Below are 11212 nucleotides of genomic sequence, written 5' to 3' on the forward strand. Positions count from 1 at the left end.
GCCTCTTCTTTATTGATTTGGTTATCCCGCACAGGCTCCGGGCGGACGAGCGTCCGGGGGAACGTTCATGACGATGAGGAACCGGCCGCCGTCCGTCGAAGAGGTGGTGCGCATCCTGCGCAGCCACAGTGCGGACCTGCGTCGACGCGGTGTCCTGCATGCCGCCGTCTTCGGTTCTGTGGCACGTGGCGAGGCCCGATCCGACAGCGACATCGACATCGTGATCGATCTGGACCCCGGGCGTCCCATGGGGCTGTTCGAGTACACGCGGGTGACGCTGGACATCGGTGACCTGTTCGACCGTCCGACGGATGTGGTGGTGCGGAGGAATTTGAAACCCGCCCTTCGGGACAGCGTGGCGGAGGAGGCGGTGCATGCCTTCTAGGTCGCCGCAGCGGCGGCTGGAGGACATCGTTCAGAACATCGATGCGATTGCCCGATTCGTTTCTGGAATGGGGTTCGAGGATTTTCTGGCCGATCAGAAGACCAGTTACGCCGTGCTGCGCGCTCTCGAAATCATTTCGGAAGCCTCTCGGCGCATCCCCGATGACGTCAGACAGCGCCATCCCGAAATCGATTGGCGGGCCATAGCCGGTGCCGGTAACATCTACCGGCACGATTACGACAACGTGGACGACGCTCTTACGTGGCACACCATTCAACACGAACTTTCGCCGCTGAGGGCTGTGGTCGTCGCGGAGTTGATGCGGATCGAAGGGAACCGGCCATGACGGTCCCACAAGACGGGATCGTCGTCTGATGTCCATCTCCACCGCCACGCGCACCGCCGTCTGGCCCGGCAAGCCCTATCCGCTGGGGGCGAACTGGGACGGGTTCGGGGTTAACTTCGCCCTCTTCTCCGCTCACGCAGAGAAGGTCGAGCTGTGCCTGTTCGACCAGACCGGCCAGCGCGAGGTCGAGCGGGTCGTCCTGCCGGAGCACACCGACGAGGTCTGGCACGGCTATCTGCCGGAGGCCCGGCCCGGCCTGCTCTACGGCTACCGCGTCCACGGTCCCTACGAGCCGGCGGCGGGGCACCGCTTCAACCCGAACAAGCTGCTGCTCGACCCCTACGCCAAGGCGCTGTTCGGGCCGTTCCGCTGGTCGGACGCCCATTACGGCTACCGCGTCGGCTCGACGCGCGAGGATCTGTCCTTCGACCGGCGCGACAACGCCCGCGGCATGCCGAAGTGCCGGGTGGTCGACCGCGCCTTCACCTGGGGCCACGACCGTCACCCGGCGGTGCCCTGGTCGGACACGGTGATCTACGAGACGCATGTCGGCGGCTTCACCATGCGCCACCCGGAGGTGCCGGCCCCGCTGCGCGGCACCTTCGCCGGCATGTCCACCCACGCGGTGATCGACTATCTGAAGGCGCTGGGCATCACCTCGGTGGAGTTCCTGCCGGTGCAGTCCTTCGCCGACGACCGGCATCTGGTCGGGCAGGGCCTGCGCAACTACTGGGGCTACAACAGCGTCGGCTTCTTCGCGCCCGAGCCGCGCTACATGACCACCGGCGTGCTGTCGGAGTTCAAGACCATGGTCGCCCGCCTGCACGAGGCGGGGATCGAGGTCATCCTCGATGTGGTCTACAACCACACGGGCGAGGGCAACCATCTCGGCCCCACCCTGTCCTTCAAGGGCATCGACAACCTCAGCTACTACCGGCTGCTGCCCGACAATCCGCGCTTCTACATCAACGACACCGGCACCGGAAACACCCTGAATCTCAGCCACCCGCGCGTGCTCCAGATGGTCATGGACAGCTTGCGCTACTGGGTGACGGAGATGCACGTCGACGGCTTCCGTTTCGACCTCGCCACCGTGCTGGCGCGGGAGCCCTATGGGTTCGACCCCGGGTCGGGCTTCCTCGACGCCGTGCGGCAGGACCCGGCGCTGGCCGACGTCAAGCTGATCGCCGAGCCGTGGGACGTCGGTCCCGGCGGCTATCAGGTCGGCAACTTCCCGCCGGGCTGGGCGGAGTGGAACGACCGCTACCGCGACACCGTGCGCCGCTACTGGCGCGGCGACGACGGCATGCTGCCGGAACTGGCGGGGCGCATCGCCGGCTCATCGGACCTGTTCGAGAAGCGCGGGCGGCGGCCCTGGTCGTCGGTGAACTTCGTCACGGCGCACGACGGCTTCACCCTGCACGACCTCGTTTCCTACAACGACAAGCACAATTGGGCCAACGGCGAGGACAACCGCGACGGCCATTCCGCCAACCACTCCTGGAACCATGGGGTGGAGGGTGAGACCGACGACCCGGCGATCCGCGAGGCCCGCGCCAAGCAGAAGCGCAACCTGCTGGCCACCCTGTTCCTGTCGCAGGGCACGCCGATGATGCTGGCCGGCGACGAGATCGGCCACAGCCAGAAGGGCAACAACAACGCTTATTGCCAGGACAACGAGACCTCCTGGCTCGACTGGGCGCGGCTGAAGGGCGAGGGCGGGCCGATGCTGGCCTTCGTCAAGCGGCTGATCGCGCTGCGCAAGGCCCATCCGGTGCTGCGCCGTCCGGTGTTCCTGCACGGCCGCCGCACCTCCGCGGACGGTTTGAAGGACATCGTCTGGTACACGCCGCAGGGGGTTGAGAAGTCGGCGGAGGATTGGCGCAACGGCCACGCGCGCTGCATCATGCTGCTGCTGAACGGCCATGCCGGAACCTATACCGGGGTGGACGGGGCGCCGCAGGACGACGGGGTGCTGCTGATCGTGCTGAACGCCCACACCGACACGGTCAACGTCACACTGCCCGAGGTTCCCGACGCGCGCGGCTGGCGTTGCGTGCTCGACACCCGCGTGGCGGACGGGGCCGGCGACGGGCGGATGCAGCTCGCCGGGCGGACGATGCCGGTCGACGGGCGGACGGCGCTGGTGTTCGTGCAGGTCGAATCGCCCGGTCGTTGATGCGGGTCATTAGGCGGTATTTTCCGCCTGTGCTAACGTCCTGGCCTGGGGTGGCCTTTCTACCTCCGGTTTCCGCGGAATCGACGCATGCCCGATTACGACTATTCCCTGGTTGATGCCGCCATCATCGACACGCAGTCCAACACCCAGCGCGTCCTGCGCGAGGTGCTGGCGCGGCTGGGGATGAAGCGGGCGGAGACCTACGGCTCGGTCCGGGACGCGGCGGACATGGCGGCGGCGGCCACCCCCGACCTGATCCTGCTGGACATCGACGGGGAGGAGGCGGAGGCGCTGCGCCTCATTCGCCGCCTGCGCAACGAGCCGGACACCCGCAATCCCTACGCCTGCATCGTCGCCACGACGTGGCAGCCGACGCCCCTTCTGGTCATGCGCGTCACCAACGCCGGGGCCGACGATCTTCTGGTGAAGCCGGTCTCGCCCAAGCAGGTTCAGGAACGGCTGGCCGCCCTGATCGAATCGCGCAAGAAGTTCGTGGTGACTGCCGACTACACCGGCCCCGACCGGCGCAAGTCGCCGCGCGAGGGCGCCCAGGTGCCGCTGCTCGACGCGCCGAACACGCTGCGGCTGAAGGCCACCAACCGCTGGGCGCACATCAACGCCCGGCAGCTCATGGCCGAGGCCAACCATTTCGTCAACGAGCAGAAGCTGCTGCGCATCAGCGTCCAGGTCGCCTTCCTGATCGAGTTCGCCGCCATCGGCCTGACCGCCCGCCCGCCGGAGCGCATGGCGGTGGAGCATGTGGCCCGCGTCCCGGCCTTCCTCGACGACCTGCTGCGCCGCCTCGACGACCTGGGCGAGCCGGGACCGGCGGAGTCCGTCGCCAAGTCCCTGAAGATGATGGCCGAACGGCTGCGGCTCCACGCCGAATCGGGCGCCGTCGCGGCGGAGGAGCTGGAGAGCGCTCGCTCGCTCGCCCGCGACCTGATGCGGGCGGTGGACACGGCCCGCCCGCTCGATGCGATGATGGCGGAGGTCGCCGCCGCCGTGACCGGCTACCGCACCCGCCTGGAGCAGATGGCCCAAGCCAAGGCGGAGGCGGCCAAGGCGGAGGCGGCACGGGTCGCCGTGGCGATGCCCGCGGCGAATGGCGATGCCGCGAAAGAGGCGGTCGGGTCGTGATCCCGCAAATGGTGAGCCGCTGAAGAAGGCCGGATCATCCAGGGTTGCGGCGCGTTGTCACCCTTGCCCCGTCGCCGTGCGCGAAAGCGTTGCGGTCAATATGAAAATTCGAATGTTCGGGGCTGGACGGAATCGGCCCGACGCGCAATGCTCGCGCGCAGGCCGTTGCGGCCAGAATGACGCCACCAAGACGCACGACCGACAAACGCGGGGACCCCTGAATGAGCGATCTCGACCGGCTTGCCGAACGGCTTGGCATCGAGCCCTTCTACCACGACATCTGGGGCAACCGGCGCGAGACCTCCGACGCGACGAAGCGGGCCTTGTCCGCCGCCATGGGCTATCCCGCCGACACCGGCGAGGAACTGGCGGCGAGCCTGCACGCGGTGGAGGACCGGGCGTGGCGGCGCATGCTGCCTCCCGTCCTGGTGATCGACGAGGGCGCGCCGCTCAGCCTCGCCCTGGCCGTCCCAGCCGGGCTGGAGGACGCCGAGCTGACCTGGACGCTGACCGAGGAGGGCGGGCTCGCCCACCGCGCGGCGCTGCGCGTCGGCAACCTGCCGCTGGCCGAGCAGCGGGTGCTCGACGGCGTGGCCTACGAGCGGCGGACGGTTTCGACCCGCCTGCCGCCGACCCTGCCGCTCGGCTATCACCGTTTGTCGGTGGTGATCCGGCCCCAGGGCGTGGGCGGCACGCTGGAGGGCGGCACGGTGCTGATCGTCGCCCCGCAGCGCTGCCTGACGGTGGAGGACGTCGTTCCCGGCGGGCGGACCTGGGGCATCGGTTTGCAGCTCTACGCACTGAAGAGCGGCGATGACTGGGGCATCGGCGACTTCGACGATCTCGGGCGCTTCGCCGAGACGGCGGCGGGGCTCGGCGCCGGGCTGGTCGGGCTCAACCCGCTGCACGCGCTGTTCCCGGCCGACCCCAACCACATCGGCCCCTATTCGCCGAGCAGCCGAACCTTCCTCAACGTCCTCTACATCGACGTGGAGCGGGTGCCGGAGCTGGCGGCCACGCCGCAGGCGCAGGCCCTCATCGCGTCGGAGGACTTCCGGCAGCGGCTGGCCGCCGCGCGGGCGATGGAGCTGGTGGACTATCCCGCCGTCTCCGCCCTGAAGATGCCGGTCCTGGAGGCGCTGCACGCGACCTTCCGCGCGCTGGGCGAGAGCGACGCGCGGCGCGAGGCGTTCGAGACGTTCCGACGGGAGATGGGCGAGCCGCTGCGCCGCCACGCCGTGTTCGAGGCGCTGCACGAGTATTTCTATCGCCGCGACCCGTCCCAATGGATGTGGCGGACGTGGCCGCCGGCCTTCCAGCACCCGGACAGCCCGGAGGTCCAGGCCTTCGCCGCCGAGCAGGCCGAGCGGGTGGATTTCTTCGAGTATCTGCAATGGGAGGCCGACCGCCAGCTGGGCACGGCGGCGGAGCGCGGGCGCCGAGCCGGGTTGCCCATCGGCTTCTACCGCGACCTCGCCGTGGCGGCGCATCCCGGCGGGGCGGCGGCCTGGGGTGAGTCGGACATCCTGGTGCAGGGGGCCAACGTCGGCGCGCCGCCGGACCAGTTCAACATGAAGGGGCAGAACTGGGGCCTCGCCCCGCTGTCGCCGGTGGGCTTGCGTGAATCGGCCTATGGCAGCTTCATCGCCATGCTGCGCGCCAACATGCGCCACGCCGGGGCGCTGCGCATCGACCATGTGATGGCTTTGCAGCACCTGTTCTGGATCCCGGCGGACGGCAGCGACGGCGCCTATGTCGAGTACCCGTTCGAGGATCTGCTGCGGATCATCGCGCTGGAAAGCCGGCGCAACCGCTGCATCGTCATCGGCGAGGATCTCGGCACCGTGCCGGAGGGCTTCCGCCCGGCGCTGGAGCGGGCCGGCATCCTCAGCTACCGCGTGCTGTATTTCGAGCGCAGCGCCGATGGCGGCTTCAAGGCGCCGGACGAGTATCCCGCCGGGGCCATGGTCACGGTGACCACCCACGACCTCGCCACTTTCAAGGGTTTCTGGATCAACCGCGACCTCGACTGGCGGGCCAAACTGGACCTCTATCCTGACGAGGCGGCGCGGAACAAGGACGTCTGGGACCGCGGCGTGGACCGCTGGTGGATGCTTCAGGCGCTGGAGCGGGAAGGGTTGCGCCCGGTCCGCTACCCGAACAACGAGGGTTCGCAACCCTTCTCGCGCGAGCTGATGGAGGCGGTGCACCGCTATCTCGCCCGCTCGCCGGGCCGCATCGCCATGGTGCAGATCGAGGACGCGCTTGGCGAGGTGGAGCAGCCGAACCTGCCGGGCACCGTGGACCAGCATCCGAATTGGCGCCGCCGGCTTGGCCTGCCGGTGGAGGCGATGGCCGGGGACGAGGGGCTGCGCCGGCTGGCCGAGGCGGTCCGCGGCGAGCGGCCCTGAAGCCAGCCGAACCGGAAGCCGATTGCGATCCTGCGCTATTGGCTTACACTTGGCGGCAGTCGTCGGGCAAAAGAACAGCGCGCCGCGCGCGATCCCGCGTGGCCAATCAAGACGGAGGGGTAGATGAAAGGTGATCCGAAGGTTATCCGGCACCTCAACACGATTCTGACGAACGAGCTGACGGCCATCAACCAGTATTTCCTGCACGCCCGCATGTTGAAGAACTGGGGCCTGCACCGGCTGGCGGGCAAGGTCTACGAGGAATCCATCGGCGAGATGAAGCACGCCGACAAGCTGATCGAGCGCATCCTGTTCCTGGAAGGTCTTCCCAACCTTCAGGACCTGCACAAGCTGAAGATCGGCGAGGACCTGCCGGAGATGTTCACCGCCGACCTGGGCATCGAGAGCCACAACCGCGGCAACCTGCTGGAAGCCATCGCCGACTGCGACGCGGTGCGCGACTATCAGAGCCGCGAAATCTTCCGGGAGATCCTGGAGGACACCGAAGAACACATCGACTGGCTGGAGACCCAGCTCGACCTGATCCAGCGCGTGGGCCTGACCGCCTACCAGCAGGAGCAGATCTACGGCGAGGACTCCTCGTCCTAAGCGATGGGGGCCTAACAGGCGATGGGGAGCGGTCCGCCGCCTAGACGGACATCCCCGCCGACGTCCCGGCCGCATAGGCCGCGGCGTCGGCCTTGCGGTAGGCGGTGATGGCGGCGGACCAGGGTTCGATGTGCAGGCCGCTGCCCATGGCGTCCTGATGGATGCTCTGCGCTATAAAACCAGCGTTGGGGGTGGCGCTCAGGCGCGGCGACGCGCCGGTCACTGGTCCGTCGTCACCCTCCGCATCGTCCAGCGCAAATCTGGACGAGGAACCGGCACGGCCGGCGCGATTGCCTTCCGCTCCGCCCAGTTCCGTCCAGTTTCCGCTTTTCAGCGCATCGTCGGTGGCCGAGACATCGTCGGACCGCCGGCGTTCCTGTTCCCCCGGCACGCGCCGGATGGGCTGCACCGCAATGGCTTCGCTGGCCAGCATCTGCCGAAGCCGACTCATCCCGGACAGGGATTGAGCGTTCGACGCCGATGATAGGGACAGGATGCTGGACACGGGGGCGGGGCGGCTTGTGGGTGAACCTGATCCCGTATCGTATCAGCGCAAAGCTTCCCGATGCCTTAAAAAATTCGGGCAGGGGCACGGCGCCGTGGTGGCCGTCCATCCGACGGCGCCGAGGGGTGCGATTCGAAGGGTTTAAGACCCCTTGCGGCCACGGATGTTGCGGCGCACGACCGATTGCGCCTCCACGACCAGATCACTGCCGCCCAGGACGCGGGTGAACAGCGCCTTCACCGTCGCCTGTCCGTGCACCGTCAGCACGCCGCTGCGCGTGTCGTCCTCGATCTTCAGCACCGCGGCGTGGGCACCCAGGAAGCTCTTGGTGAAGGCGTTGTCGAAGAAGCTGCGGATATGGCCGTCGCGCTGGTCGTCGAACATCACCCGTCCACCGGCCAGGGCCGCTGCGTCCACCGCCTGCGCCAAACGGGCCTGCACCGCGTAGCCGCGCACCGTCTCCAGGGTGTAGCCGGCGCCCACCGCCAGGGGAAGGCCGAGCGCGACGATCAAGGCCAGCGCAAGCCTGCGCCCGGACCGCCGTTCCCGCCGATGCTGGAGCGCGTAAGGGTGGTAGACCATCACCATCGCCGGACCCAAAAAATGTGAAGGAGAACGCAAGATCAAATCTGCCAAAACTGCCTTAATGAGCGATTAACAGCCTCCAAATAAGTCTTTGAATCTTTAAAGGCGGGATAACGAGAGCGTGTGTTTGTTCGCGCTCACTCTCATAATTATTTTGAGTTGCATGGAGCTTTCGAGCGATATGTGGGAAAAATGGTTCGAAATTCGTATTAAATAATTCGATGGGGCTCTTGGGGCGAGGTCGCCCAGCGAACCGCCAGGGAAGATAAGGATTCCGCACCGCACCGGAAGGGGAAAAAAGAAGGATCGGCCATGCGGATGGGCGGAGCGCCGAAAGGATGCGGAATAAAGCCGTTTGGCCCAGCGTCCACAAACCACCATCGTCTGAACAACAAGGCAGGGGAGGGCACCCATGGTCCGCACCATCTTTGGGGCTGGCATCGGCGCTGCGCTATCGGCGGCGGTTCTGTCGGCGGCGGCGCCGGCGTCTGCGCAGACGTCCGGAGGCTCCGCGGGCATGAGCTTTTTCATCACCAGCGTCGGATCGGGGAAGGGCGCCGACCTCGGCGGCCTGGAAGGTGCGGATCGCCATTGCCGGCAGTTGGCGCAGGCCGTCGGGGCGGGGAACCGCGACTGGAAGGCCTATCTGTCCACCCAGGCGGCCGACGGCCGACCCGCAGTGAACGCCCGCGACCGCATCGGCCCCGGCCCCTGGCAGAACGCCAAGGGGCAGGTGATCGCCCGCAGCGTGGAGGATCTGCACACCACCAACGGCCTGACCAAGCAGACCGGGCTGACCGAAACCGGTGAGACGGTCAAAGGCCGCGGCGACACCCCCAACACCCACGACATCCTGACCGGCAGCCAGCCGGACGGCACGGCCTTCGATGGTGCGGAGGACCGGACCTGCGGCAACTGGACCCGCAGCGGGACGGAGGGCGCCGCCATGGTCGGTCACCACGACCGCATGGGGCTCGGCGACGACCCCTCGGCCAAATCCTGGAACAGCTCGCACCTGACGCGGGGCGGTTGCAGCCAGGATGCCTTGAAGAGCACGGGCGGCGCGGGGCTGCTCTACTGCTTCGCGGCGGATTAGCAGGGCGGGAGCGGGAGGGCTGACCCGCCCGCTCCCTTTCCGCCGGCACCCGGGGGCGCTACAGTCGCGCCATTCGTACGGTGTGTGGAGGCGGCCCGATGCGGGGCGGGGCGTGGCGTTCGGCGGTGCTGGGCTTTGCGGTGGCGGGCATGGCGCTCGCCTTCCTGGGGGTGGAGATCGGGCGGCTGGTCGTCGCCGATCCCGAGCGTTCCTTGCTGGACATGGGGGCGGTCGGGATCGGCGTGCTGGCGCTGTGGATGGCCTTTGCCCGGCTGAACCGCCATTTCCGCGATCTGGGCCGGCTGCGCGAGACCCTGTCTGCGTGGCGTGGACGCAGCGCCGCCTCCCTCGCCGCCGATGCGAAGGAGGACGAGGCCGGCGACCTCGCGCGGGCGGCGGCGGAGGCGCTGCGTCATGGCCGCCACGGCGAAAGCCGTCCGGGCGAACGGCTGGCCGGGGTGATCGCCGCGCTGGAGGAGCCGGTGGTGGTGCTCGACGATTTCGGGCGGATCGACACGCTGAATCCGGCGGCCTCCGCCCATCTTGGGCTGGCGGCCGGGGCCGACATCTACGACCACCTGTCGCGCCCCGAGCTGTTCCGCGCCATCGAGCGGGCGCGCGAGGACGGCCAGATGGTCTCCGCCCTGCTGCGCCGCGCCCAGGGGGGCGAGGTGCCGGTCCGCGTCAAGGATCTGGGGCTCCAGTCGGGGATCGCCCTGGTCTTCCCGGCGAAGGCGGGGGAGGCGCAGCCGCTGCTGTCCGGCGAGCGGAGGCTGCTGCGCCCCAACGCCCGTCCCGTCCATCTCGGCGACGAGGACCCGCTGCTGGCCCTGCCGATGGTCAGCCTGTGGGTGGCCACCGCCACCGGGCGGGCGGAGGAGGGGCCGGTCGTCGCCGTGGGGACGGTGCGGATGGTCGGGCCGCGCGTCTTCCGCAGCCTGTCGCTGGAGCTGTTCATCGATCCCGGCGCGCCGATCCCGGCGGAGGGCACTGCGACCCACGGCGTGACCGCGGCGATGGTGGAAGGCGCGCGCCCCTTCGCCGCGGCTTGGCTGGTGATCGCCGACGCCCTGCGCGGCTGCGCGGTGGTCGGCTGGGGGGTGGACACGGCGCTCGGCACGCTGGCCCGCGCCTGCCGCGACGCCGGCCTGCCAGAGCCGGAGGCGCCGCCGACGCTCGACCTCGCCCGGCTCGCCGCGGCGCTCGATCCGGCGCTGGAGGGGGCCTCGCTGGTGCAATTGGGCGCCGCCTTCGGCATCGCCACCGACCGCCGCCTGGGTCCCTTCGCCCCCGCCCTGGTCGAGGCGGAACTGGCCGCGGGTTTGCTGACGCGGCTGGAGCAGCGGGGGATCGCCACGCACGGGCAGGCGCGCGCCTTCGCCGCCGGTCAGGCCGGCGCGCTGCCCGAGTGAATCCTGCCCAAGTGAACTTTGCCCAAGTGAACTTTGCCCGAGTGACGCCTCACCGCCATTTCGGCCGCCGTCCGGCCTTCAGCGCTTGCACCGCCTGATCGAGCGTCTGCAGGAACTTCGACTTGTCCTGCTGGCTCATCGGCTTGTTGCCGCCGCTGACCACGCCCATGTCGCGCAGATCCTGCATCAGCGCGCGGGTGGCGATGGCCGAGCCGATGCTGTCGTCGGTGAAGGGGCGGCCGGTCGGGCCGATCACCACGGCGCGCTTCTTGACGCAGCGGTCGGCGAGCTGGATGTCGGCGGTGACCACGATGTCGGCCTCGGTCGCGTGCTCGGCGATCCAGTTGTCGGCGGCGTCGAACTCCGACCCGACGACGACCAGCTCCGACAGGCATTCGTTGGGCAGGCGGAGCGGGCCGTTGCTGACGATCCACACCTTGATTCCGTTGCGCCCGGCCACCCGGTAAATTTCCGACTTTACCGGGCAGGCATCGGCATCCACATAAATCTCGACCACCCGGCTTCCCTCCTTCGCCGTTTCATG

The 11212-nt window shown here is 68.6% G+C and carries 11 protein-coding genes; 8 read left to right on the top strand and 3 right to left on the bottom strand.

The window, feature by feature from the left end:
• Positions 1 to 67: 67 nt before the first annotated feature.
• The 6 genes from ABAZ39_RS05100 (at position 68) to bfr (ending at position 7070) form a co-directional block, all read left to right on the top strand.
• Positions 68 to 385 (top strand): nucleotidyltransferase family protein, encoded by a 318-nt coding sequence (locus ABAZ39_RS05100; RefSeq protein ID WP_038527387.1) that lies wholly within the window; start codon positions 68 to 70, stop codon positions 383 to 385.
• The gene (locus ABAZ39_RS05105; protein WP_038527390.1) at positions 375 to 731 is read left to right on the top strand and encodes a HepT-like ribonuclease domain-containing protein; all 357 of its coding nucleotides are present in this window, start codon (positions 375 to 377) and stop codon (positions 729 to 731) included. The genes ABAZ39_RS05100 and ABAZ39_RS05105 overlap by 11 nt, the downstream gene beginning before the upstream one ends.
• A 28-nt stretch (positions 732 to 759) precedes the next feature.
• Complete coding sequence (gene glgX, locus ABAZ39_RS05110) at positions 760 to 2910, top strand: glycogen debranching protein GlgX (RefSeq protein ID WP_038527393.1); 2151 nt, start codon at positions 760 to 762, stop codon at positions 2908 to 2910.
• A gap of 87 nt (positions 2911 to 2997) precedes the next feature.
• Positions 2998 to 4050: a response regulator gene (locus tag ABAZ39_RS05115; protein ID WP_038527396.1), complete on the top strand. Its 1053-nt coding sequence runs from the start codon at positions 2998 to 3000 to the stop codon at positions 4048 to 4050.
• A 221-nt stretch (positions 4051 to 4271) separates the two neighbouring features.
• Positions 4272 to 6461: a 4-alpha-glucanotransferase gene (gene malQ, locus ABAZ39_RS05120; RefSeq protein WP_038527400.1), complete on the top strand. Its 2190-nt coding sequence runs from the start codon at positions 4272 to 4274 to the stop codon at positions 6459 to 6461.
• 123 nt (positions 6462 to 6584) lie between these two features.
• Complete coding sequence (gene bfr / locus ABAZ39_RS05125; protein ID WP_014240606.1) at positions 6585 to 7070, top strand: bacterioferritin; 486 nt, start codon at positions 6585 to 6587, stop codon at positions 7068 to 7070.
• Positions 7071 to 7110: 40 nt separating this feature from the next.
• Here the strand turns inward: bfr and ABAZ39_RS05130 are convergent, their stop codons facing one another.
• Both ABAZ39_RS05130 and ABAZ39_RS05135 read right to left on the bottom strand, forming a co-directional pair.
• A complete protein-coding gene (locus ABAZ39_RS05130; protein WP_247881629.1) occupies positions 7111 to 7575 on the bottom strand; it encodes a hypothetical protein in 465 nt (154 codons plus the stop codon).
• A 141-nt stretch (positions 7576 to 7716) separates the two neighbouring features.
• Positions 7717 to 8157, bottom strand: a complete 441-nt coding sequence (locus ABAZ39_RS05135; RefSeq protein WP_247874829.1) for a hypothetical protein — start codon at positions 8155 to 8157, stop codon at positions 7717 to 7719.
• A gap of 520 nt (positions 8158 to 8677) precedes the next feature.
• Between ABAZ39_RS05135 and ABAZ39_RS05140 the strand changes: the two genes are divergently transcribed.
• Entirely contained in the window at positions 8678 to 9256 is a 579-nt protein-coding gene (locus ABAZ39_RS05140; RefSeq protein WP_247881630.1) for a hypothetical protein, read from the top strand.
• A 98-nt stretch (positions 9257 to 9354) separates the two neighbouring features.
• Positions 9355 to 10668 (top strand): hypothetical protein, encoded by a 1314-nt coding sequence (locus ABAZ39_RS05145; protein WP_038527413.1) that lies wholly within the window; start codon positions 9355 to 9357, stop codon positions 10666 to 10668.
• A 49-nt stretch (positions 10669 to 10717) separates the two neighbouring features.
• Here ABAZ39_RS05145 and ABAZ39_RS05150 read toward each other — a convergent pair whose 3' ends face one another.
• A complete protein-coding gene (locus ABAZ39_RS05150; RefSeq protein WP_035674278.1) occupies positions 10718 to 11185 on the bottom strand; it encodes a YaiI/YqxD family protein in 468 nt (155 codons plus the stop codon).
• Positions 11186 to 11212 lie beyond the last annotated feature (27 nt).

Origin of the sequence: Azospirillum argentinense, from assembly GCF_000632475.1 — a bacterium.
In the GTDB taxonomy this organism is placed as follows: Bacteria; Pseudomonadota; Alphaproteobacteria; order Azospirillales; family Azospirillaceae; genus Azospirillum; species Azospirillum baldaniorum.

What these genes read in the sequence shown, in the direction of transcription:
- ABAZ39_RS05105 (WP_038527390.1), top strand. Translation starts at nt 375, where the DNA reads ATGCCTTCTAGGTCGCCGCAGCGGCGGCTGGAGGACATCGTTCAGAAC.
- malQ (WP_038527400.1), top strand. Translation starts at nt 4,272, where the DNA reads ATGAGCGATCTCGACCGGCTTGCCGAACGGCTTGGCATCGAGCCCTTC.
- ABAZ39_RS05135 (WP_247874829.1), bottom strand. Translation starts at nt 8,157, where the DNA reads ATGGTCTACCACCCTTACGCGCTCCAGCATCGGCGGGAACGGCGGTCC.
- glgX (WP_038527393.1), top strand. Translation starts at nt 760, where the DNA reads ATGTCCATCTCCACCGCCACGCGCACCGCCGTCTGGCCCGGCAAGCCC.
- ABAZ39_RS05140 (WP_247881630.1), top strand. Translation starts at nt 8,678, where the DNA reads ATGAGCTTTTTCATCACCAGCGTCGGATCGGGGAAGGGCGCCGACCTC.
- ABAZ39_RS05115 (WP_038527396.1), top strand. Translation starts at nt 2,998, where the DNA reads ATGCCCGATTACGACTATTCCCTGGTTGATGCCGCCATCATCGACACG.
- bfr (WP_014240606.1), top strand. Translation starts at nt 6,585, where the DNA reads ATGAAAGGTGATCCGAAGGTTATCCGGCACCTCAACACGATTCTGACG.
- ABAZ39_RS05145 (WP_038527413.1), top strand. Translation starts at nt 9,355, where the DNA reads ATGCGGGGCGGGGCGTGGCGTTCGGCGGTGCTGGGCTTTGCGGTGGCG.
- ABAZ39_RS05100 (WP_038527387.1), top strand. Translation starts at nt 68, where the DNA reads ATGACGATGAGGAACCGGCCGCCGTCCGTCGAAGAGGTGGTGCGCATC.